19 protein-coding genes are annotated in these 22859 nt (G+C 73.1%); 7 read left to right on the forward strand and 12 right to left on the reverse strand.

What is annotated here, in order from left to right; translation table 11 throughout:
- Positions 1-4: 4 nt before the first annotated feature.
- The 3 genes from AC3X7Z_RS05010 to AC3X7Z_RS05020 are packed head-to-tail and all read right to left on the reverse strand — an operon-like array spanning position 5 to position 2891.
- Positions 5-994 carry a FecCD family ABC transporter permease gene (locus AC3X7Z_RS05010; RefSeq protein WP_489975201.1) on the reverse strand — a complete coding sequence of 330 codons (990 nt, stop codon included), beginning with the start codon at positions 992-994 and terminating at the stop codon, positions 5-7.
- A complete protein-coding gene (locus tag AC3X7Z_RS05015) occupies positions 991-1875 on the reverse strand; it encodes a siderophore-interacting protein (RefSeq protein WP_186339196.1) in 885 nt (294 codons plus the stop codon). Before AC3X7Z_RS05015 ends, AC3X7Z_RS05010 begins: the two co-directional genes overlap by 4 nt.
- Positions 1872-2891 carry an ABC transporter substrate-binding protein gene (locus tag AC3X7Z_RS05020; RefSeq protein ID WP_489975202.1) on the reverse strand — a complete coding sequence of 340 codons (1020 nt, stop codon included), beginning with the start codon at positions 2889-2891 and terminating at the stop codon, positions 1872-1874. The genes AC3X7Z_RS05015 and AC3X7Z_RS05020 overlap by 4 nt, the downstream gene beginning before the upstream one ends.
- A 164-nt stretch (positions 2892-3055) precedes the next feature.
- On the opposite strand from AC3X7Z_RS05020, the gene AC3X7Z_RS05025 reads away from it, so the two are divergent.
- Positions 3056-3871 (forward strand): helix-turn-helix transcriptional regulator, encoded by an 816-nt coding sequence (locus tag AC3X7Z_RS05025; RefSeq protein ID WP_489975203.1) that lies wholly within the window; start codon positions 3056-3058, stop codon positions 3869-3871.
- Between the two features lie 13 nt (positions 3872-3884).
- Here AC3X7Z_RS05025 and AC3X7Z_RS05030 read toward each other — a convergent pair whose 3' ends face one another.
- Together AC3X7Z_RS05030 and AC3X7Z_RS05035 are read right to left on the reverse strand one after the other, a co-directional pair.
- Positions 3885-5330, reverse strand: coding sequence for a DHA2 family efflux MFS transporter permease subunit (locus tag AC3X7Z_RS05030; RefSeq protein ID WP_241005221.1), 1446 nt, complete (start codon positions 5328-5330; stop codon positions 3885-3887).
- A gap of 88 nt (positions 5331-5418) precedes the next feature.
- Positions 5419-5949: a DNA-binding protein gene (locus AC3X7Z_RS05035; protein ID WP_489975204.1), complete on the reverse strand. Its 531-nt coding sequence runs from the start codon at positions 5947-5949 to the stop codon at positions 5419-5421.
- Positions 5950-6024: 75 nt separating this feature from the next.
- Between AC3X7Z_RS05035 and AC3X7Z_RS05040 the strand changes: the two genes are divergently transcribed.
- Positions 6025-8025: a vWA domain-containing protein gene (locus AC3X7Z_RS05040; RefSeq protein WP_489975205.1), complete on the forward strand. Its 2001-nt coding sequence runs from the start codon at positions 6025-6027 to the stop codon at positions 8023-8025.
- 31 nt (positions 8026-8056) lie between these two features.
- Here AC3X7Z_RS05040 and AC3X7Z_RS05045 read toward each other — a convergent pair whose 3' ends face one another.
- Together AC3X7Z_RS05045 and AC3X7Z_RS05050 are read right to left on the reverse strand one after the other, a co-directional pair.
- The gene (locus AC3X7Z_RS05045; RefSeq protein ID WP_489975206.1) at positions 8057-9091 is read right to left on the reverse strand and encodes a serine/threonine-protein kinase; all 1035 of its coding nucleotides are present in this window, start codon (positions 9089-9091) and stop codon (positions 8057-8059) included.
- A gap of 30 nt (positions 9092-9121) precedes the next feature.
- Entirely contained in the window at positions 9122-10303 is a 1182-nt protein-coding gene (locus AC3X7Z_RS05050; RefSeq protein ID WP_489975207.1) for a saccharopine dehydrogenase family protein, read from the reverse strand.
- 52 nt (positions 10304-10355) lie between these two features.
- Here AC3X7Z_RS05050 and AC3X7Z_RS05055 point away from each other — a divergent pair, with 52 nt between their 5' ends.
- The 3 genes from AC3X7Z_RS05055 to AC3X7Z_RS05065 are packed head-to-tail and all read left to right on the forward strand — an operon-like array spanning position 10356 to position 13345.
- Positions 10356-12215 carry a beta-propeller domain-containing protein gene (locus AC3X7Z_RS05055; RefSeq protein WP_489975208.1) on the forward strand — a complete coding sequence of 620 codons (1860 nt, stop codon included), beginning with the start codon at positions 10356-10358 and terminating at the stop codon, positions 12213-12215.
- A gap of 30 nt (positions 12216-12245) precedes the next feature.
- Positions 12246-12512 (forward strand): DUF2277 domain-containing protein, encoded by a 267-nt coding sequence (locus AC3X7Z_RS05060; protein ID WP_186339204.1) that lies wholly within the window; start codon positions 12246-12248, stop codon positions 12510-12512.
- Complete coding sequence (locus AC3X7Z_RS05065) at positions 12509-13345, forward strand: Sir2 family NAD-dependent protein deacetylase (protein WP_186339205.1); 837 nt, start codon at positions 12509-12511, stop codon at positions 13343-13345. Before AC3X7Z_RS05060 ends, AC3X7Z_RS05065 begins: the two co-directional genes overlap by 4 nt.
- Here AC3X7Z_RS05065 and AC3X7Z_RS05070 read toward each other — a convergent pair.
- On the reverse strand, positions 13342-14022 hold the full coding sequence (locus AC3X7Z_RS05070; protein WP_186339206.1) for an iron-dependent transcriptional repressor DtxR: 681 nt from the start codon (positions 14020-14022) through the stop codon (positions 13342-13344). The genes AC3X7Z_RS05065 and AC3X7Z_RS05070 overlap by 4 nt on opposite strands.
- A 62-nt stretch (positions 14023-14084) precedes the next feature.
- On the opposite strand from AC3X7Z_RS05070, the gene AC3X7Z_RS05075 reads away from it, so the two are divergent.
- Positions 14085-14894 carry a hotdog family protein gene (locus AC3X7Z_RS05075; RefSeq protein ID WP_489975209.1) on the forward strand — a complete coding sequence of 270 codons (810 nt, stop codon included), beginning with the start codon at positions 14085-14087 and terminating at the stop codon, positions 14892-14894.
- A gap of 12 nt (positions 14895-14906) precedes the next feature.
- A complete protein-coding gene (locus AC3X7Z_RS05080; protein WP_186339208.1) occupies positions 14907-16502 on the forward strand; it encodes a glycoside hydrolase family 13 protein in 1596 nt (531 codons plus the stop codon).
- A gap of 21 nt (positions 16503-16523) precedes the next feature.
- Here AC3X7Z_RS05080 and AC3X7Z_RS05085 read toward each other — a convergent pair whose 3' ends face one another.
- From AC3X7Z_RS05085 to AC3X7Z_RS05100, 4 genes are all read right to left on the reverse strand, one after another.
- Positions 16524-16982 (reverse strand): MarR family winged helix-turn-helix transcriptional regulator, encoded by a 459-nt coding sequence (locus tag AC3X7Z_RS05085; protein ID WP_489975210.1) that lies wholly within the window; start codon positions 16980-16982, stop codon positions 16524-16526.
- Positions 16979-18565, reverse strand: a complete 1587-nt coding sequence (locus AC3X7Z_RS05090; RefSeq protein ID WP_489975211.1) for an MDR family MFS transporter — start codon at positions 18563-18565, stop codon at positions 16979-16981. The genes AC3X7Z_RS05085 and AC3X7Z_RS05090 overlap by 4 nt, the downstream gene beginning before the upstream one ends.
- A gap of 401 nt (positions 18566-18966) precedes the next feature.
- The gene (locus tag AC3X7Z_RS05095) at positions 18967-20991 is read right to left on the reverse strand and encodes an ABC transporter ATP-binding protein (protein ID WP_489975212.1); all 2025 of its coding nucleotides are present in this window, start codon (positions 20989-20991) and stop codon (positions 18967-18969) included.
- Positions 20988-22721 carry an ABC transporter ATP-binding protein gene (locus AC3X7Z_RS05100; protein WP_186339210.1) on the reverse strand — a complete coding sequence of 578 codons (1734 nt, stop codon included), beginning with the start codon at positions 22719-22721 and terminating at the stop codon, positions 20988-20990. Before AC3X7Z_RS05100 ends, AC3X7Z_RS05095 begins: the two co-directional genes overlap by 4 nt.
- Positions 22722-22859: the final 138 nt, after the last annotated feature.

Raw genomic sequence — 22859 nt, forward strand, 5'->3', positions numbered from 1 at the left:
CTCCTCACACGCCCACCGCCCCGTAGCGCCGGACGACCCAGATGAGCACCGGGCCGCCGATGACCGCGGTCACGATCGCGACCGGCACCTCCCCGGTCGCCAGCAGCACCCTCGCCAGCACGTCGGAGAGCACCATCAGGAGCGGGCCGAAGACCACGCACAGGCCGATCAGCCAGCCGATCGAGGCACCCGCGAGCCGGCGGACGGCGTGCGGCACGATGAGGCCGACGAACACGATCGGCCCGGCGACGGCCGTGGCGGTCGCGGCCAGCACCGTGGCCACGAGCAGGGTGAGCACCCGGGTCCGCACGACGGACGCCCCGAGCCCGTGGGCGACGTCGTCACCCAGCGTCACCGCGCTCAGCGACCGGCCCAGCAGCAGGGCGGCCGCCAGCGCGACGACCAGCACGAGGCAGGGGACGAGCAGCGGCGCCTGCTCGCGACCGGCGAGGGAGCCGACCGACCAGAAGCGGTAGACGTCGAAGGTGGCGGGGTCGGTGAGCCGGATGCCGATCGACAGCCCTGCCAGCACCGCCGTCAGGGCGACCCCGGCCAGCACCAGGCGCAGCGGATCGGACCGGCCCACGGCGTAGACGAGCGCCGCCGCCAGCGCCGCGCCCACGAAGGCCAGCACCAGCGTGACCGCCTGCCCGGAGGCGCCGAGGCGCGTCGCCACGACCACCGCGAAGGAGGCGCCGCCCGTGACCCCCAGCAGGCCGGGCTCGGCGAGCGGGTTGCGGGTGAGGGTCTGCACCAGGGCCCCGGAGACGGCCAGTGCGGCGCCCACCAGGACGGCGAGCAGCGCGCGCGGCAGGCGTACGTCGAGGACCGTGATGTGCGCGTTGTCGCCCGGGTCGTGGTCGACGACGGCGCGGTAGGCCTCCGCCACGGTGACCGCGCCCTGGCCGACCGTCAGGCTGAGCATCACCGCCGCGCCGAGCAGCAGCAGGCCGGCGGCGAGCGCGTACGCCGGAGCGCCCTGTCTCGCGCTCACTCCTCGTCGTGATCGTGGTCGTCGTGATCGTGCTCGTCGTGGTCGTCGTGCTCGGTGGCGCCGCGCTTCCAGTAGCCGGTCACGAGCGCGTCGACCCCGCGGTCCTTCGCCCAGCGCCGCAGCGGCTTGATGTCGCCGGCCTCGCCGGCCGCGAAGAGGAAGACGTCGGCGGGGTCGTGGCCGCCGAGGTCGAGTCCGGTGACCACCTCGGCCAGCCGCGACCCGCCCGCGCGGGGGAGCCACTCCACGTGCACGCCCGGCCGCTGGCGCAGCGGGTATCGCGTCTCGTCCGGGTGGTCGTGGTCGACGACGACCTGGACGGAGACGCCGCGCTCCTCGAGCCAGTCGCCCTCGTCGAGCCAGCGTGCGAGCGCGGGGATCGCGGTGGTGTCGACGGCGAACACGTAGTGGTCGTAGGTGTGGGGGAAGGCGAGCGCGCCGGGCGGTCCGGCCAGCACGACCTCGGCGCCGACCTCGGCCTGCGAGGCCCACGCGGAGGCCAGGCCGCCGGGGTGGAGCACGACGTCGAGGTCCAGCTCGCCGGTCTCGGTGTCGAGGCGCCGGATCGTGTACTTGCGCATGGGCGGCTGGGGGGACCGCCAGTCGAGCATCTGCCGCTCGGGGTCGTGGACGGGGTCGTTGCGGGTGCCGTCGGGCAGCGGGAACACGATGCCGACGTGGTCGTCGCAGGCGTGGGTCACCACGTGCTTGACGGCCGGGGACGCCACCGTGAGGCGCAGCATGTGGGGGGTGACCTGGGTGCGGGCGACCACCGTGGCGGTGCGGATGCCGATCGGATAGCCCACGCGGCGGGTCCCGCGCCCGTCGAGCTGGTGGGCGCGCACCCGTGGGCCGGGGTGCGAGCGGTCGATCGCGGTCACTCGAGCTCCTCGGCGAACGCCTCCTCGAAGGCCGCGTCGAGGGCGTCGAGGGTCTGCATCGCCGAGGCGTAGGTGGCGGCCTCGGTGTGGCGCACGCCGACCGCCATGCCGTCCTCGACGGCCGGGAGGTTCTTCCAGAGCGGGGAGTCCAGGACGTACTGCACGGCCTCCACCGGGGTGCCGTCGCCCTGGACGCTGTAGGTGATCACGTCGGCGTCGCCGAGGCTGTCGGGCAGCTCCTCGATGGAGGGGTACTCGCTGACCTCGGCCGAGCCGCCGTCGCTGGGGTCCTTCACCTCGCCGTAGTAGGTGACGCCGATGTCGGTGGCGATGTTGGTGCCCCACGACCCGGCGAACTCGCGGTGGAACTGCCCGGCGGTGACGTCTCCGTAGGAGCCGACGTGGCCGAAGTCGAGGCCCTCGAGCACGTCGGCGTACTTGTCCGTGAGCTCGGCGGCGCGCGCCTCGTAGGCCTCCTGGCTCTCCGCGTACTGCTCCGACGCGCCCGCGGCCTCGCTCTGGCGGGCCCCGAGGTCCTTCCAGTCGTCGGGGCGGCCCGGGCCGAGGACCACGACGGGCGCGATCGTCTCGAGCCGCTCCATGTTGACGTCGCCGAGCACCGGCAGCGGCACGCCGAGGATGATCACGTCGGGCTCGGCCGCCGCGACCGCGTCGTAGTTGATCGAGTCGGCGCTCTCCCCCATCACCTTCGGGGTCTCCTCGTAGGTCGCCAGGTCCTCCTCGGTCATGAGCGCCGTGCCGCGACCCCACTCCGAGATGCCGACGAGCGGCGCGTCGACCTCGAGGAGCACCGGCACGGCGTAGCCGGTGGCGACGACGCGCTCGGGGTCGGCCGGGATCTCGATCTCGCCGTTGTCGGCCGAGAAGGTGACGGTGTCGGGCCCGTCCTCGGACTCGGCCGCACCGTCCTCGCCGCCGCACGCGGCGAGGACGAGGGAGAGGGCGGCGGCACCGGCGAGCACGGTGGCGCGACGGACGGGGCTGTGGCGGCGCATGGGGGTTCCTCGGGTGGGTCGGGGGGTCGGTGGCCGCCGGCTGGCGGCGGCGGTCGCGGCGCACCGCCTGCCGCGGGGCGCGCTCGTGGGGGCCCGAGCCGGACCCACGGTGAACTAAGGGTAGCCTTACCAATCCTGCGAGGTTGTCGTGAAGGAGACAGATGGTGTCGTCGATCGGACACCCGCCGTGGGGCGCTCCCACCGCGACGGCGGCCGGCGCCATCGCGGTGGAGGAGTACGGCTACGGCCTCGGGCCGCCCACCGGCGTGCTGGTCCTGCGCTATCCCCCGCAGGCCGCCGTGCCCGACTTCCCACCCGACCGCGACGACTTCGTGCACCAGCTCTTCTGGTCGCCCGACGGCATCCTCGCCGTGCACCGGGGCGACACCTCGCGCTTCCTCTCCTCCGCCGAGATGCTGTGGGTGCGCCGGGGCGTCGTGGCCGAGGTCCACGGGCTCGGCCGGCAGACGGTCCTGCGGGTGTGCGTCCGCCAGGCGCCGGCCTCCCTGACCGCGCTCGAGGCAGGGGTGCTCGCGCCCGAGGCCGAGGTGGGCGGGCGGCTCCTCGAGATCGCGCGCCCCGGCGTCGAGGAGCAGGACGGACTCCGGGCGCGGCACGACGTCCTCGAGGCGCTCGCCGGGTGCCGGGCCGTGCACCTGGGCCACGTCGACGGCGGCGCCGGCCCGGCGCACACCGTTGCGCAGGCCCTGCTGCACGACCCGGCGGACCCCACCAGCCTCACCGACTGGGCGGCCCGGCTCCACGTGAGCGACAAGACGCTGCAGCGCCACTTCGTGCGCGAGTTCGGCACCACCTTCACCGCCTGGCGTACGACGACCCGGTTGCGGGCCGCGGCCGCCATGCTGCGCCACCTGTCGGTCACCGAGACGGCGCACCGGGTGGGCTACACGAGCGTGTCCGCGTTCACCGCCGCCTTCACCCGGGAGTTCGGGACCAGCCCCGGGCGCTACGCCGGCTGAGCGCGCCCCCGGCTCAGTGCGCCGCGGGCTCGCCCGGGCGCCGCACGAGCAGGGCGACGAGCACCGCCGCGGCGGAGATGACGCCGCCGTACATGAGCGCCGCGTGGACGCCGTCGGCGGTCGCCTCGACCAGGGCGGCACCCTCCTCGGTCCGGGCGACCGTCACGCGGGTCATCACGGTGACGAAGAGCGCGGTGCCGGCAGCGCCCGCGACCTGCTGGAGCGTCGAGACGATGGCGCTGCCGTGGGAGTAGAGCTGCGGCGGCAGCGAGCCCAGCGCGGAGGTGAGGAGCGGGGTGAACATCAACGCGAGCCCCACGCTCATCAGCACGTGGAGTCCGACGACGGTGGCCTGCCCGGTCCCGGCGTCCAGGGTCGTCATCCCCCACAGCGCGGCGCTGACGAGCGCGGCGCCCGGCGCGACCAGCGGCCGGGGGCCGACCCGGTCGAACAGGCGCCCGACGATCGGGGCGAGCAGCCCCATGGTGAGGCCGCCGGGGAGGAGGAGCAGGCCGGTGTTGAGCACCGACAGGCCCAGCACGTTCTGCAGGTAGAGGGGGATCAGGATCAGCGTGCCGAAGAGCGCCATCATGCTGACCGCGACCAGCAGCACGGCGACGCTGAACGCGCGCACCCGGAAGGCGCGCAGGTCGAGCAGCGCCCGGTCGCGCAGCCGCAGCTGACGGGCGACGAAGGTGACGAGCGCCAGGCCGCCGAGCACCAGCGGCAGCCACACGGGCACGGGGGTGTGGCCGGTCGCGCTCTCGCCGATGCTGCTCAGGCCGTAGATCAGCCCCCCGAACGCGAGCGCGGACAGCACGACGGAGAGGACGTCGACGGGCACGTCGCGCGGCTCGGTCACGTTGCGCACCCAGGCCGCGCCGAGGGCCAGCGAGAGCAGCGCGATCGGCAGCACGATCCAGAACATCCAGCGCCACGACAGCTGGTCGAGGACGATCCCGGAGATGGTCGGGCCGATGGCCGGGGCGACGGAGATGACGATCGAGATCGTGCCCATCGTCTGGCCGCGCCGGCGCTCGTCGACGACGTTGAGGATCGTGGTGATGAGCAGCGGCATCATCAGGGCGGTGCCGACGGCCTGGACGACGCGGCCGGCCACCAGCATCGGGAAGACCGGCGCCAGGGCGGCCACCAGCGTGCCGGTGCTGAACGACGCCATCGCCGCCACGAACACGGTGCGCAGAGGGAAGCGCGTCAGCAGCCAGCCGGTGATCGGGATGACCACGGCCATGGTGAGCAGGAAGGCCGTGGTGAGCCACTGAGCCGTCGTGGCCTGCACGTCGAACTCGCGCATCAGGTCGGGCAGCGCGACGCTCATGATCGTCTCGTTGAGGATCACCACGAAGGCGGACGCGACGAGCAGCCCGATCAGGCGGCCGTGCCCGTGGGGCGACGCGGTCCCGAGGTCGGGAGGTGTCGGCTGGGCGGTCGTGGTCACGTGCGGCGTCCTCCGGGTCTGCGGTCGCGGCATGCGTCGTCGCGGCCGCGGTGTGTGTCAGTGACCGTCAACCCGGCGCGAGCGGGCGCTATTCCTCCGGGCCGGACGGGCGCCGGGTGATCCGGGTCAACCCGTCGAGGTGGGCCCGCACCTCCTCCGGCGAGCCGGTGCCGTGCACGCGGATGAGCTCGGCGAGCGCCGGGTGCTCGGCGGCGAGCAGGCCGGCCGCCCGCAGCAGGTCCTGGCCGGAGGCCACGGTGCGCAGCAGCTCGGCGGTCGTCGGCTCGGCCGGCGGGCGCGCGGCAGCGCCGGTCAGGGTGGTGGAGTCCTGCTGGCGGATCTCCTCCAGGCGCACAGCGACCTGGCTGTGGGCCAGCCCGGACGCGACCTCGTCGGCCAGCTCGACGAGCGCGCTCAGCCGCTGGACCGCCAGCGGGTTGCCGATGGTGGTGCGCCGCCCGCTCGCCAGCTGCGAGAGCATGGGCGCGCTCACGCCGATCGTGCGCGCGACGGCCGCCTGGCTGAGCCCGAGCGCCGCGGTGACCCGGTCGAGGACGTCGCCGATCGCGGCGCCGTAGAGCTCCTGCTGGCGCCGACGGCTCTGCGACTGCCCGACCATGGCCCGATGATAACGCACGCACATGTTATGTTTGCGATTGCTAATGCCGGGTAGGACCGTCGCAGGAGGTGCCCCATGACCCACCGGATCCGGACGATCCCCCACCACGCGACGACGGCGCTCGCCGCCCTCGCCGCCCTGACCATGCTGGTCCTCGTCGCCGCGATGGGCGCGAGCAGCCCGGCCGGCGCCACGAGCGGCGAGACCGACCCGCCGGCGAGCGACGCCGCCGACACCGAGCCCGATGCCGCGCCCGAGACCGACTACGCGCGGATGGTCCTGGTCCTCGACGCCTCAGGGTCCATGGCGGAGCCGGCGGGCGGCGGGACCACCAAGATCGACGCCGCTCGGCAGGCGCTCGGCACCGTCGTCGACGGGCTGCCCGACGAGGCCTACGTCGGACTGCGGGTCTACGGCGCCACGGTGTTCTCCCGCGACCAGAAGGGCGCCTGCACCGACTCGCAGCTCATCGTCGACCCCGGCACCGACAACCGCGACGAGCTGCGGGCGGCGCTGGAGTCGTACGAGCCCTACGGCGAGACGCCGATCGGGTACGCCCTGCGCCAGGCGGCCGGCGACATCGGTGGCGAGTCGACCCGGTCCATCGTGCTGGTCTCCGACGGCATCGCCACCTGCGAGCCCGACCCCTGCGTCGTGGCGGGCGAGCTCGCCCAGCAGGGGATCGACCTCCAGATCGACGTCGTGGGGCTGAGCGTCGACGCCAAGGCCCGCGCCCAGCTGCGGTGCGTCGCGGCGAAGGGCAACGGCACCTACTACGACGCCGACGACGCCGACGAGATCGTCGCCAGCCTGGAGACGGCGGCCGACCGTGCCGTGCGTCCCTTCGCGCTCGACGGCACGCCGCTGGCCGGCGGCGGCTCCGACGACCCCACTCCGATCGAGGCCGGGCTGTGGAGCGACAAGGTGGGCACGACGCCGCAGGACTCCGAGCGCTGGTTCTCCTACACGCGCACGATGCCCGGCTCGACCGTCCGGGTCGGCCTGTCCAGCCTCGGCGGCGACCCCGACGAGTGGGACACCGTGCAGCTCGAGACCAGCACGCCGCTCGGGGACTCCTGCGGCATCGACAACAGCTTCAAGAACGTCAACTCCGCCGAGCTCCTCGGGGCCGAGGTCGCCGTGGGCGAGCCCCAGAGCAACGAGGACTGTGTGACCTCCGACGAGGTGCTGATCATGGTGTCCCGCTCGCTCAGCAACATGGGTCGCGGACAGTCGCCGTTCAGCCTCCAGGTGGTCGAGGAGCCACCGGCGGACGGCACGTCGCTCGCCGAGGAGGGCTCCTGGAGCGGAATCGTCCTGGACCCGCCGGACGTCTCCGGCACGCCGGAGGCGGTGACGGGCGGCGACTCCTTCGCCACCGCGCCGGTCCTCACCGACGGCGTCTACAAGGGCACCATCGTGCCGGGCGAGACGCAGGCCTTCCGGGTGCAACTGGCCTACGGCCAGAAGCTCAGCGCGCGGCTGCGCACTCCCCCCGCCTCCCCGGCGCTCCACGAGCAGATCGGCCACCAGGGCCCGTTCGCCTCGTTCCTGGTCTACAGCCCGATGCGCGGGAACGTGCCGATCAGTGGGGAGGGGATCAACACCCACGGGTTCGCGGCCACCAGCTCCTCAGGGGTGTTCGGCGTGCAGACCCCCGAGGTCCGCTACAACAACCGCGTCAGCTCGGTCACCGTGGGCACCAGCCTGCCCGGCTACTACTACCTCGTCTTCGCAGCCGACTCCGACCACCGCGGGGAGTCCTACGAGATGCCCTACCGGCTCGAGCTCGAGGTGCGCGGCGAGGAGTCGGGCGCACCGGAGTACGCCGAAGGGCAGGCGCTCCTGACCGGCACGGACGCCCCGCTGGGCGCGCCGATCAGTGCCCCGGCCGAGCCGGACGAGCCCTCCGACGACGGCGCGGACGACCCGGCGGACGACTCCGGGCAGGCGGCGCCGAAGGACGAGGCCGAGCCCCTCTCCGCCGGCACCCTCGCCGCTGCCGGCGCCCTGGCCGCGGTGGCACTCGGGTGCGTGGCGGTCGCGGTCAACCTGCTCCGGGGACGTCGCGGCTGAGGGCACCATGCGGGCCCGGCCGGCGCGACGGTCACCCCAGGAGCAGCCAGACCGCGCCGCACAGACAGGCAGCGGCCAGCACCAGCAGCAGCACGGCCAGCCCGCGCCGGTCGGCCGGGACATCGGGCCCGCCGCGTGACTGGCTGCCAGAGCCAGAGCCAGAGCCAGTGCCGCTGGCCGGACCGCTGCCCGGACCGCTGGCTGCGGTCGCCACGGCGGTGCGGGTCTCGGCCCCGAGCACTCCCGCCAGCTGGTCGAGCACGACCACCGGCTCCACCGGCGCCGGGGCGCCCGACAGGTCGAGGGCGGCGAGCCGCTCGCGCAGCGCGGCGGCGCTGGTCGGTCGCGCGGCGGGGTCGGTGCTGACCGCCTCGAGGAGCAGCGCGGCGAGCGGCTGGAGGCCCGGCTGGTCGACGACCAGTGCGGCGACGGCGTCGGTGGCGTGGGGCGGGCGGACGCCGGTCAGCATCTCCAGCCCGACCATCCCCGCGGCGTAGACGTCCTGGGCGACGGACGGGTCCGCCCCGGCCAGCTGCTCGGGCGCCATGTAGCCCGGCGACCCGATCACCTGGCTGGCCCGCGTGAGCCGGGGGTCGTCGGTCCGGGCCGAGATCCCGAAGTCGGTGAGCAGGAGGTGGGGGCGCGCGGTGCCGGTCGCCCGGAGCAGCAGGTTGGCCGGCTTGACGTCGCGGTGCACGATCCCGGTCGCGTGTACGACGTCCAGCGCGGTGAGCAGCTGCACGAGCAGCTCGCGCACCCACGTCGCCGGCAGCGGGCCGTGGTCGCCGATCAGGGTCGCGACCGAGCCCCCGCGCACCAGCGGCATCGTGAACAGGACGCGATCGTCCTCCCCCGCCCACGACAACGGCGTGACGACGTGGTCGTGCGGGATGCGGGTGCCCTGCTCGCGCATGAACCGCACCAGCGACGCCGAGTCGGACTGGCGCAGCACCTTGCCGGCGTAGACCTCTCCGTCGCGGCGGTCGCGGACGACCCAGACCGAGCCCATGCCACCGTCGGCGATCGGCTCCAGCAGCTCGAACCGTCCCGCGAAGACCTCACCCACGGTCGTGAGCCCCCCGGCGCGAGGCGGCCCTCACAGCGTCTCGAAGCGCATGCCGGCCTTCTGCAGCCGGATGAGCAGCGCGTCGCCCATCGCCTGCGCGGGCGTGACCTGACCGGCGGTCCGCGGGTTGTGGTCCAGGGCCAGGCAGAGCGCTGCCTCGGAGAGCATCTTGGCCGTCTCGGTGTAGCCGGGGTCGCCACCGGAGACCCGGGTGCGGACGGCGCGTCCGCCTGCCTCGCCGACGAAGTCGACGGTGAACCAGGACCGCTCGCGCTTCTCCGATGAGGGCCCCGAGCCCTGCGGCACCTTGGACTTGAGGAGCTCGCGCACGGGCCCGACCTGCGCGGCCAGGCCCAGCGCGCCGACACCCACGGCGCCGCCGACGGCGTAGGGCAGCGTTTTGGTGCCGGCCCAGTGCGAGTAGCGGAACTCCGGGCCGTACGACGCCAGCGCCGCCCCGGTGCGCGCGACGACGATCGGGTCGATGGTGGGCAGCGGGAGGAGCCAGTAGCCGAGGACCGGGTCACGGTGCGGCCGTCCGCGCACGGCACGCGACGAGCGCCCCTCGGGCCGCGCCTCGGCGCGCCGGCGGGCGGCGTAGGCCTGTTTCATCTGCGTGGCCCGGGCGAACTGGTCGAGTGCGGAGTGGAAGGTGCCGCCGGAGAAGGTGCCACCGGAGCGGACCACGCCACGCAGCGTGATCGGCTCGTCGGACGGCAGCTGCTGCACGGTGAAGTAGGCACCCAGGTCGTGTGGGATCGAGTCGAAGCCGCAGGCGTGCACGAGTCGTGCGCCCGTGCGTACGGCGGTCTGGTGGTGCTCGAGGTACATCCTGTCGACGAACTCCGGCTCGCCGGTGAGGTCGAGGTAGTCGGTGCCGGCCTCGGCGCACGCGCCGACGAGGGGGGCGCCGTGCCGGAGGTAGGGACCGATCGTGGTGGCGACGACACGGGTGCGTCGGGCGACGTCGGACAGCGCGGCGGCGTCGGTGGAGTCGGCGACCAGCACCTCGACGTCCACGCCCCGCTCCGCGGCCAGCCGGCGGCGTACGTCGTCGAGCTTGTCGGCATTGCGGCCGGCGATGGCCCACCGCAGTCCGGCGGGCGCCGCGGCGGCGAGGTAGTCGGCGGTCAGGCCCCCGGTGAAGCCGGTGGCCCCGAAGAGCACGAGGTCGAGATCACGGTCGGGACGGCTGTCGAGGGGGGCGCTCACCGCGCCATCGTGCCACGCGGAACCCCGCCCCGGGATGCTCCGTCCGACCGCCATGCGCGCTCGAAGGATCGTCACCTCGCTCACCGTCGTCACCAGTCTGGCCGCGGCGCTCGGCATCGGCTACGCCCTGGGCGACGACCCCGGCGCCCGGCCCCCGGCCGCACCCCCGATCACGCTGGCCAACGCCGACCTCACCGTCGCCTCGAGCTGCGCCGACCTGCTCGACAGCTACGTCGAGCGCGCGCTCGCCGAGGTCGGCCCCTACGGATGGGGCGACACGGTCTACTCCGAGGCGATGTCCGGGGCCGACGCGGCCGCGCCCGCCGACGCCGCTGAAAGCGCTCGCTCGACGGTCAGCACGTCGCGGAGCACCAGCGCGGAGTCGGGCACCAACGTCCAGGAGGCCGGCGTCGACGAGTCCGACGTGGTCAAGGTGGCCGGCAGCCTGCTGGTGCGGCTCCGCGAGGGAGAGCTGCTGGCCTACGACGTCTCGGGCGAGGAGCCGAGCCTGCTGTCGGCGACGCGACTCGACGACGCCCGCGGCAGCAACGGCTGGGTCGGCGACCCGGGAGGCGAGCTGCTGCTCGTGGACGGCCGGGCCGTGGTGGTCGGGACGTCGGCCGGCGCGTCGTCCACGACGATCACCACGGTCGACCTCGCCGACCCGACCGCGCCGGCCGTGGTCGACGCCACCACCGTCGGCGGCCGCGCCTCCGCGGTGCGGCTGCACGGCGACGTCGTCCGCGTGGTGGTGCACAACAGCCTCCCGCAGCTCGACTTCGCGATGCCCGAGGGGACGCTCGGCGAGCTGCGCGCCCGGATGCGCAACCGGGCCCTGGTGCGCGACACCACGCTGGCCGACTGGCTCCCCACCGTCGCCGGCGACCCGGTGGTCGACTGCGCGGACGTGGCCGTACCGGAGGACAGCGAGGTCGCCGTCGGCACCACGACCGTGCTCGCCCTCGACCCCGCCGACCCAACCGCCCTCACCACGAACGCCGTGGCCACCGACTCCGACATCTCCTACTTCTCCACCGACCGCTTCTACCTGGCCGCGGCCAGCCCGCAGTGGGGCTGGATTGACTGCATGGACTGCCGCCCCGGCGGCATGCCGATGCCCGACGGCACCACCCCGCTGTTCGCGTTCGCGCTCGAGGGGACCGACACGACGTACGTCGCCTCCGGCGAGGTCGAGGGCACCATCGCCGACCGTTGGTCGATGGACGCCGTCGGCGGGTCGCTGCGGGTGGCGCTCGGGCCGAGCAGCGAGACCGGCGACTTCAACTCGGTCGTCATCCTGCGCGAGGAGGGTGCCGACCTGGTCGAGGACGGTCGTGTCGACGGCCTCGGTGTCGGGGAGGAGATCAAGTCCGTGCGCTGGTTCGACGACCTCGCGATCGTGGTGACCTTCCGCCAGACCGACCCGCTCTACGCCGTCGACCTCTCCGACGCCACGGAGCCGCGACTGCTCGGCGAGCTCAAGATCCCCGGCTTCTCCGACTACCTCCACCCGCTCGGCGAGCGCCGCCTCATCGGCATGGGCCAGGACGCGTCCCTGCGGGGCGTCACCCGTGGCGCCCAGGCCGCGCTGTTCGACGTCACCGACCTCGCCGACCCGCGGCAGATCGACGTGGTGCGCTACGACGACGGCACGTGGGCCGCGGCCGGCGGCGACCCGCGACAGTTCGCCTGGCTGCCGGACCGGCGGGTCGCGCTGACGGTCGTCTCGCGCAGCGGCAGGGTCGGGATGACCGGCTGGGTCTCGGTCCTGTCGCTGGCCGACGGCTCGATGGACAACCGGATGGTCGAGGTGGAGCACGGCACGGACGTCGACGCCGTCCGCCTGGTGCCGCTCGCGTCCGGCGAGGTCGTGCTGGTGACCGGCGACGACGTGACGTTCTTCGACCTGTGACACGCGCGCGGCGCGTCGTAGGCTCGCAGCATGTGCCGCAACATCCGCCCGCTCAACAACTTCGAGCCGCCGGCGACCCGTGACGAGGTGACGGCGGCCGCCCTGCAGTACGTCCGCAAGGTGGCCGGCACCACGAAGCCGTCGCAGGCCAACGAGGCGGCCTTCCACGCAGCGGTGCGGGAGATCGCCCACATCACCGAGCACCTCCTCGACGAGCTCGTCACGACCGCGCCGCCGAAGAACCGCGAGGTCGAGGCCGCCAAGGCCCGCGCCCGGGCGCAGGCGCGCTACGCGTGAGCCTCCCCGCGTCCGGCCCCGCCGAGGAGGAGGCCCTCGACCTGCTCTGCTCGCGGCCCCTGGTCGTGCTGACCGGCGCCGGACTCTCCACCGACTCGGGCATCCCCGACTACCGCGGTCCGGGCGCCCCGGTGCGGGCGCCGATGACCTACCAGGAGTTCGTCGCCACCCCGCAGGCCCAGCAGCGCTACTGGGCGCGCAGCCACCTCGGCTGGCAGCGGATCGGCCGGGCGCAGCCCAACGCCGGGCACCGCGCCCTCGCCGCGATCGACCCCGAGCTGCTGATCACCCAGAACGTCGACGGCCTCCACGAGGCCGCCGGGTCACGTCGGCTGGTGGCACTGCACGGACGGGTGGCCGACGTGGTGTGCCTGGCGTGCCGCACCACCTCCTCGCGCGCGGCGCTGGAGGCCGAGCTCGACGCGCTCAACCCCGGCTGGCTGGAGCGGCACGGCTGGGTCGCGTCGCGCCCCGACGGTGACGTCGACCTCGACCACACCCACGACTTCGTGGTGCCGCGCTGCCCGTGCGGCGGCGCCCTCAAGCCCGACGTCGTGTTCTTCGGGGAGAACGTGCCGCCCGACCGGGTGGCACGCTGCTACGCCGCCGTCGAGGGTCTCGGCGGCGCCGGTGCGCTGCTGGTGGCCGGCTCGTCGCTCACCGTGATGAGCGGGCTGCGCTTCGTCCGGCGTGCCGCCCAGGGAGGGACGCCGGTCGTCATCGTCAACCGCGGCCTGACCCGCGGCGACGCGCTGGCGTCGTACAAGCTCGACGTGGGGTGCAGCGAGTTCCTCGGCGAGCTGGCCGCGCGGGTGGCCGATCAGGACACCTAGCGGCGGACGAAGATGTGCTCGGCCGCCTCGACCACGAGCTCGGCGGTCTCGCCCCCGGAGCCGATGAGGATGCCCTCCTCGGTGCGGGCGATGGTCACGGTCTTGCCCGGGACCGCGCCGACGCGGCGCAGCAGGCCCATCAGCTCCTCGTCCTTCTGCATCTCCTCGGAGATCCGCTTGACGTGGACGCGCTGGTCCTCGGCACCGGCAGCGCCGGAGAGCGGCTCCACGTTGTCCATGAAGTCCTCGCCGGCCCGGTCGCCCAGCTCGTCGAGGCCCGGGATCGGGTTGCCGTAGGGCGACTCCGTCGGGTGGTCGAGCAGCTCGAGCAGGCGACGCTCGACGGTCTCCGACATCACGTGCTCCCAGCGGCACGCCTCGGCGTGCACGAGCTCCCAGTCGAGGCCGATGACGTCGGTGAGCAGCCGCTCGGCGAGCCGGTGCTTGCGCATCACCCGCGTGGCCAGGCGCCTGCCCTCCTCGGTGAGCTCGAGGTGGCGGTCGCCCTGCACGGTGACCAGCCCGTCGCGCTCCATCCGGGCCACCGTCTGCGAGACCGTCGGGCCCGACTGGTGAAGCCGCTCGGCGATGCGCGCACGCAACGGCGGGATGCCCTCCTCGACGAGCTCGTAGATCGTGCGGAGGTACATCTCGGTGGTGTCGATCAGGTCGCTCACGGGCTCATTGTGTCCCATCCCCCAACCGCCGCACGCACACGAGTCGTGGCACAGTGAGGCCGGTGACAGCGCTGATCGTGCCCCGCCGCTTCTGCGGCCCGCCCGACTCCGGCAACGGGGGCTGGACGGCCGGGTCCCTCGCCGCGCTGGACGAGACCGACGCGCCCGGTGACCACAACCGCAGCTGGCCGCCGATCGAGGTCTCGCTGCGCCGGCCGCCGCCGCTCGACACCCCGCTCGGCGTCTCGACCGACGCCGGCGTCACGACCGCGTCGTACGGCGAGGCGCCGGTCGCGACCGCCCACCGCGTCGACCGCACGCTCACCGACGTCGAGCCGGTCGACCCCGCGGCGGCCGCCGCGGCGACGGCGGGCTACCCCGGTCTCACGTTCCACCCCTTCCCCACCTGCCTCGTCTGCGGCACCGACCGGGAGGAGGGCGACGGGCTGCGGATCTTCCCCGGACCGGTCGGCGGGGAGCCCGAGGGCGGTCGGGTCGCCGCGCCGTGGACGCCCCACCCGAGCCTCCAGGAGGACTGGCACTCCTACGTCGACGACCACCCCCGCGCGAGCGTGGCCGCGACCTGGGCTGCGCTCGACTGCATCGGCGGCTGGGCCGGCGACCTCACCGAGCGGCTGATGGTGCTCGGCCGGATGACCGCGCGGGTCGACGCCCTCCCGGTCATCGGCGAGACCCACGTCGTCGTCGGCGAGGGCCGCGGTCGCGACGGCCGCAAGACGTTCACCGCCTCGACCCTCCACGACGCCGACGGCCGGGTCGTCGCCACGGCCGAGCACACCTGGATCGCCGTCGACCCGCAGCAGTTCGGCGGCCGCTCACCCGACGGCCGGGGAGCCGCTGGGGCCGTTTGAGAAGATGCCCGCATGGCTGATGTGAACGATCCAACGACGTACTGGTGGCGCAACGCGGTGATCTACCAGGTCTACGTCCGCAGCTTCGCCGACAGCGACGGCGACGGCGTCGGCGACCTGCCCGGCATCACCTCGCGCCTGCCCTACCTCGCCGACCTCGGCGTCGACGCGCTGTGGATCACGCCGTTCTACACCTCGCCCCAGCACGACCACGGCTACGACGTCGCCGACTACCGCGACGTCGACCCGCTGTTCGGCCGGCTCTCCGACGCCGACGACCTGATCGCGCGCGCCCACGAGCTCGGCCTGCGCGTGGTCGTCGACCTCGTGCCCAACCACACCTCCGACCAGCACGAGTGGTTCCGGGCGGCGCTGGCCGCCGGTCCCGGCAGCCCCGAGCGGGCGCGCTACCTCTTCCGCGACGGCGACGACGGCACCCCGCCCAACAACTGGCAGTCGGTCTTCGGCGGACCGGCGTGGACCCAGGTCGAGGACGGCCAGTGGTACCTCCACCTCTTCGACTCCTCCCAGCCCGACCTCGACTGGCGCAACCCCGAGGTCCCGGCCATGTTCGAGGACGTCCTGCGCTTCTGGCTCGACCGCGGTGTGGACGGCTTCCGCGTCGACGTCGCGCACGGCCTGTTCAAGGAGGCCAGCCTGCGCGACCAGGTGGTCGGGGAGGGCGAGCGGCCGAGCTCGGGGCAGGTCAACACCGACCACTCGATGGTGTCCCGCGAGCTCAAGGACGAGCCGATGTGGGACCAGCCGGAGGTGCACGACGTCTACCGCGCCTGGCACCGCGTGCTCGACGAGGCCGGACCCGACCGGATGGCCGTGGCGGAGGCGTGGACCCAGACGTCGGAGTCGATGGCGGCATTCGTGCGTCCCGACGAGCTCGACCAGGCCTTCAACTTCGCGTGGCTGCTGGCCGACTGGTCGGCCGACGACTTCGCGCGGGTCGTCACCGAGACCCTCGCGGCGGTCGAGCCGGCGGGCGCCTCGCCGACGTGGGTGCTCAGCAACCACGACGTCGTACGCCACCCCACCCGCTACGGCGGCGGCGAGCGGGGCCTGGCCCGGGCGCACGCGGCGACGCTGGCGATGCTCGCCCTGCCCGGCTCGTGCTACCTCTACCAGGGCGAGGAGCTCGGCCTCGAGCAGGTCGACGTCGCCCCCGAGGACCGGCAGGACCCGGCCTACCTGCGCACCGGGGAGGTCGGCCGCGACGGCTGCCGCGTCCCGATGCCGTGGGGCGGGAGCGAGCCCCCGTACGAGTTCGGTCCCGGCACCGGGCAGCCGTGGATCCCGCAGCCTGCCGACTGGGCGGGACTGACGGTCGAGGCGCAGACCGGCGCCGAGGGGTCGAGCCTCGAGTTCTACCGCCGGGTGCTGGCCGCGCGGCACGAGTTCGCGTGGACGGCCGGCGAGAAGGTCGAGCTTCTCGACCTCGCCCCCGACGTGCTCGCGTTCCGCCGCGGGCCGCTCACCGTCGTGCTCAACTGCGGCTCCACCGCCGTCGACCTCCCCGACGGCGAGGTGCTCGTGGCCAGCGCGCCCGTCGACAACGGCCGGCTCCCCGCGGACGCCTCCGTCTGGCTGCGGCGCTGACGGCTGCGCCGTGTCGCTCGCTCAGTCGTCGCCGAGGGCGCGGTTGTAGTTCGCCAGCTGGGCGCCGAAGGCGGCGAGCTCCTCGTCGCTCCAGGCCGAGAGCCGCTCGTCGAAGCGGTCGCTGCGGGCCCGGAACATCGCCTCGAGCCGCCGGCGGCCCTCCGCGCTCGCGTCGAGCAGGATCGCGCGGCGGTCGTCGGCGGCGGGCTGGCGCTCGACCAGGCCGAGGTCGACGAGCGTCTGCACCTGGCGGCTGACGCCGCCCTTGTCCATCCCGTACGCGTCGGCCAGGTCGGCGGCACGGAGCGGGCCGTGCTGGGCCAGGTGGCTCAGGATGAAGTAGGTGATGGGGTGCAGGTCGGGGTGGACCTCCCGGGCCCGGTCCGCCATCACCCGCTTGACCCGGCGGATCAGGATGCCGACCTCGGCCTCGATGAAGCGCAGGTCGTCCTGCCTCGTGGTCGTCGCGCTCGTGCTCATGACCGGGGCTCCTGCGCCAGGAGCTCGTCCTCGCGCATCACCGAGGTGCGCAGCGGGGTCTCCTTGATGAAGAGCACCGCGATCAGCGCCCCCACCGCGAACGGCAGGGCGACCAGGAAGATGTGGCCGGTCGCGTCGCCGAACGCGCTCTCGAAGATCGCCCGCACCGGAGCCGGCAGGTCCGAGACGTCGGGGATGCTGCCGGTGTCGTGCGAGACCGCGGAGGCGTACTCCGGGTGGATCGCGAGCAGCTTCGTCAGCCCCGACTCGACGGCCGCGGCGACCTGATGGGCGAGCACGGCACCGAGCGCGGCGATGCCGACGGAGCCGCCCAGGGAGCGGAAGAAGGCGACGACGGAGGAGCCGGCTCCCATGTCGGAGAGCGCGATGGTGTTCTGCACGGCGAGGACGAGGTTCTGCATGGTCGCGCCGAGTCCCAGCCCCAGGACGGCCATGAAGAGGCCGGTGCGCCACAGCGGGGTGGAGGCGTCGATCGTGCCGAGCAGAGCGATGCCGGCGATGACCGCCACCATGCCGCCGACGAGCCAGCGCTTCCAGATGCCGGTGTGGGAGATGATCCGCCCGCTCACGATGCTCGAGACGAGCAGCCCGCCGACCATGCAGATCGACATCAGGCCGGCCTCGGTCGGGCTCATGTCCTTGGCGCGCTGGAAGTAGAGGCTCAGGTAGACCGTCGAGCCGAACATCGCGACGCCGATCAGCACCGACGCGACCGTGGCGAGGGTGAGGGTGCGCTCGCGGAACAGGCGCAGCGGGATCATCGGGTCGGCCGCCACGTTGGCCTCGACGTGGATCGCGAGGCCGATCACGACGATGGACGCGACGATCATCAGGCCGCTGGTCCAGGAGATCCAGTCGAAGTTGTTGCCGCCGAGCGAGACCCAGACCAGCAGGATGGACACGCCGCCGACCAGCAGGGTCGCCCCGAGGTAGTCGATCGAGACGTCCCGCTTGACGACGACGGGCAGGCGCAGGGTGCGCTGGAGGACGACGAAGGCCAGCAGGGCCACGGGCAGTCCGGCGAAGAAGCACCAGCGCCAGCCGATGGTGTCGACGAGCACACCGCCGACGAGCGGACCGCTCACCGTGGCGAGGGCGAAGACCGCGCCGATGTAGCCGCTGTAGCGGCCGCGCTCGCGCGGGGAGACCATCGTGGCGATCACGACCTGGACCAGCGCGGTCAGGCCGCCGACGCCGAGGCCCTGGACGAAGCGGGCCCCGATCAGGACCTCCATCGACGGCGCGAAGCCGGCAGCCAGCGACCCCACCGAGAAGATCACCAGCGCGCTCTGCACCAGGGTCTTCTTGTTGAACAGGTCGGCGAACTTGCCCCAGATCGGCGTGGTCGCCGTCATCGCGAGCATGGTGGCGACGACGACCCAGGTGTAGCCGGTCTGGCTGCCCTCGAGGTCGTCGACGATGGTCGGCAGGGCGTTGCTGACGATCGTGCTGGAGAGCATCGCGACGAACATCGCGAGCAGCAGGCCGCTGAGGGCCTCGAGCACCTCGCGGTGCGTCATCTCGCCGCTCTGCTCGGCGGTGATGGGGGGAGCCTGGGTCACTACGGTCCTTTTCGGTTGCTCAGAGCAATAGTTGTTTTGCACAACCATAGTCGCGGCCCGGATGTTCCCCAACCCGGCGTACGCGCCCCAGGACGGCGTCAGGACGCGCCGACTCGACGTCGTTCGGGCGTCAGGATGCGCCGACTCGACCTGCCCCGACCTGCCCCGGACATGCAGCGACCCGCAGGCCTGCTGCCCCTCGGGGAGGGGCCCCGGGGGATGACACCGGGAGCCTGCGGGTCGGGTGGCTGCAGTGGATTCGCCGGCAGCTGTCGGCGATGCGGGCTGCCTAGCTGGCAGCCACCTCACTCATCCGAAAAGAACTCATTCCTCGGATCACCTCCCTTCTGTGTAGGACCACCGTACGTCGCCGGGTGGGCCCGCTCAACGGGTTAAGCCGCTCACCCCACGACGTCCTCGGCCGCCGCCTCGGGCGCCCCCTCGAACTGGGAGCGGTAGAGCCGCGCGTAGGCCCCGCCCGCCCCGAGCAGCTGCTCGTGCGAGCCCTGCTCGACGATCGAGCCGTCCTCCATGACGAGGATCAGGTCGGCGTCGCGGATGGTGGAGAGCCGGTGGGCGATGACGAACGAGGTGCGGTCGGAGCGCAGGGCGGCCATCGCCTGCTGCAGCAGCAGCTCGGTGCGGGTGTCGACGGAGGACGTCGCCTCGTCGAGGATCAGCAGCGCCGGATCGGAGAGGAACGCCCGCGCGATCGTCACCAGCTGCCGCTCGCCGGCCGAGAGGTTGGAGCCGTCCTCGTCGATGACGGTGTCGTAGCCCTCGGGCAGCGAGTGCACGAAGCGGTCGACGAAGGTGGCCCGGGCGGCCTCGAGGATCTGCTCCTCGCCGGCGTCCGGCCGACCGTAGGCGATGTTGTCGCGGATGGTGCCGGCGAACAGCCAGGTGTCCTGCAGCACCATGCCGATGCGGCTGCGCAGCACGGCGCGCGGGATCGAGGTGATGTCCACGCCGTCGATGAGGATGCGCCCCGACTGCGGGTCGTAGAAGCGCATCACCAGGTTGACCATCGTGGTCTTGCCGGCGCCCGTGGGGCCGACGATGGCGACGGTGTGACCGGGCTCGGCGACCAGCGAGAGGTGCTCGATCAGCGGCCGCGCGGGGTCGTAGGAGAAGGAGACGTCCTCGAAGCGCACCTCGCCCCGCCCGCGCTCGGCCGGGCGGCCGGACGCGTCCGGCGACTCCTCGGGCGCGTCGAGCAGCTCGAAGACCCGCTCGGCCGAGGCGACGCCCGACTGCAGCAGGTTGAGCATGGAGGCGACCTGCGTCAGCGGCTGGGTGAACTGGCGGGAGTACTGGATGAACGCCTGCACGTCGCCCAGCGACATCGTGCCGCTGGCCACCCGCAGCCCGCCGAGCACCGCGATGACGACGTAGTTGAGGTTGCCGACGAACATCATGATCGGCATGATCAGGCCGCTGACGAACTGCGCGCCGTAGGACGCCTGGTAGAGCTCCTCGTTCTGCTCGGCGAAGACCCGCTCGGCCTCGGCCTGGCGACCGAAGACCTTGACGATCGCGTGGCCCGAGAAGGTCTCCTCGATGTGGGCGTTGAGCGTGCCGGTGCGCCGCCACTGCTGGATGAACATGCCCTGCGAGCGCTTCATCACCGCGCCCGTGACGGCCATCGAGATCGGCACCGAGACCAGTGCGACCATCGCCAGGAGCGGAGAGATCCAGAACATCATCGCCAGCACCGCGAAGACGGTCAGCAGCGAGTTGAGCATCTGGCTCATCGTCTGCTGCAGCGTCTGGCTGATGTTGTCGATGTCGTTGGTGACGCGGCTGAGCAGCTCGCCGCGCGGTTGCTTGTCGAAGTAGCCCAGCGGCAGCCGGTGCACCTTGTCCTCGACCTCCGAGCGCATCCGCAGCACGGTGCCCTGGACGACGTCGTTGAGCAGGTAGCCGGCCAGCCAGGACAGCAGCGACGCGCCGACGTAGATCGCCAGCACGACCATCAGCACGTCGGCGACCGCGGAGAAGTCGACGCCGTCGGTGAGGTCCATCGACGCGACCATGTCGGCGCGGTCGTCCTCGCCGCTGGCGCGCAGCGACTCCACGGCCTGCTCCTTGGTGCCCCCGGAGCCCAGCACGTCCCTGCCGATCAGTCCGGCGAAGACCAGGTCGGTCGCCCGGCCGAGGATCCACGGGCCGACGGCGGTGGCGATGACGCTCAGCAGCGTCAGCACCACGACTGCGTACGCCTTGTGGCGCGCGGGGTGCAGCCGCGCGAGCAACCGCCTGAGGGAGGGCCAGAACGTGTCGGCCTTCTGCCCGATCATCCCGCCACCCATCGGCCCGCGCCCGGGGCCGCTGGACTGGATCCGCTCGGTCTCCTTCAACGTGCCGGAGGCGGCCGGGGAGTCGGCTGACCCGGTGGTCGGGCCGGGCTGCTCGCGGGTGCTCATGCCACCTCCTCCGGGGTCAGCTGCGACGCGACGATCTCGCCGTAGGTCGAGCAGGTCTCGAGCAGCTCGTCGTGGGTGCCGGTGCCGACCACGGCGCCGTCCTCCATCACCACGATCCGGTCGGCGTGCCGGATGGTCGCCACGCGCTGGGCGACGATCACCACCGTCGCGTCGCGGGTCGCCGGGCGCAACGCCGCGCGCAGGCGGGCGTCGGTGGCCAGGTCGAGCGCGGAGAACGAGTCGTCGAAGAGGTAGATCCCGGGCCGGCGGATCACCGCGCGGGCGATCGCCATCCGCTGGCGCTGGCCGCCGCTGAGGCTGGACCCGCCCTGGGCCACCTCCGACTGGAGGCCGTCGGGCATGGCCTCGACGAACTCGCGCGCCTGGGCGATCTCGAGCGCCGCCCACATCTCGGCGTCCGTCGCGTCGGGCTTGCCGTAGCGGAGGTTGTCGGCCACGGTGCCGCGGAAGAGGAACGCCTTCTGCGGCACCAGCCCGAGGCGCGACCACAGCGTGTCGAGGTCGAGGTCGCGCACGTCGACCCCGCCCACGCGCACCGCTCCCCCGGTGGCGTCGAACAGCCGCGGCACCAGGTTGACCAGAGTCGACTTGCCGGCGCCGGTCGAGCCGACGATCGCCACGGTCTCACCCGGGGCCGCGCGCAGCGAGACCTCGCGGAGCACGGGCTCGTCGGCGCCGGGGTAGGCGAAGCTCACGCCGTCGAGCTCGAGGCCCAGCCGCTCGGGCAGCGCGGTGACCGGGACGGCGGGCGGGACGACGGAGGAGTCGGTGTGGAGCACCTCGGTGATCCGCTCGGCGCACACCGCCGCGCGCGGCACCATCATCAGCATGAACATCGCCATCATCACCGACATCACGATCTGCATGAGGTAGGCGATGTAGGCGGTCAGCGCGCCGACCTCCATCTGCCCCGCCTCGACCCGGTGCCCGCCGAACCACAGCACCCCGACGGTCGCCACGTTGGCCACGATCATCACCGTGGGGAACATCGCCGCCTGCCACCGTCCGGCCCGGATCGCGACCTCGGTGAGCTGGGCGTTGGCGTCGGCGAAGCGGGCGGTCTCGTGCTTCTCGCGCACGAACGCGCGCACCACGCGCACGCCCGTGATCTGCTCGCGCAGCAGCCGGTTGACCTCGTCGATGCGCTCCTGCATCAGCCGGAAGCTCGGCACCATCTGGCGCACGATGAGGCCGATGGACAGGCCGAGCACGGGCACCACGGCGAGCACCAGCCACGACAGGCCGAGGTCCTCGCGGGCGGCCATGACGATGCCGCCGACCATCATCATCGGCGCCGCCACCATGAGCGTGCCGCCCATCAGCACCAGCATCTGCACCTGCTGCACGTCGTTGGTCTCGCGGGTGATCAGCGAGGGCGCCCCGAACTGCTGCACCTCGCGCGCCGAGAACGACCCCACCCGGTGGAAGATCGCGGCGCGCAGGTCACGGCCGAAGCCCATGGCGTTGCGGGCCGAGAACCACACCGCCGTGATCGAGCAGGCGACCTGGACGAGCGACACGGCGAGCATCAGCCCGCCGTGGCTCACGATGTAGCCGGTGTCGCCGGTGACGACGCCGTTGTCGATGATGTCGGCGTTGAGGCTCGGCAGGTAGAGCGCGGCCAGCGTGCCGGCGAACTGGAGCCCGACCACGGCGGCCAGCGGCGCGGCGTACGGGCGGAGGTAGGTGCGCACGAGTGCGAGGAGCATCAGGAGTCCCTACCGGTCGCGGTCGTCGGCGAGAGGACCCCCCGGAAGCGCACCCGGCCAGCATAGGTCGGCGCCCACCGGCCCACCAACGCCTTTGCGGCCACGCCCGACGACGCAGCGAGGGCCGACGCGTGCGAC

The sequence above is a fragment of the Nocardioides sp. Z24_21 genome, from assembly GCF_058134345.1.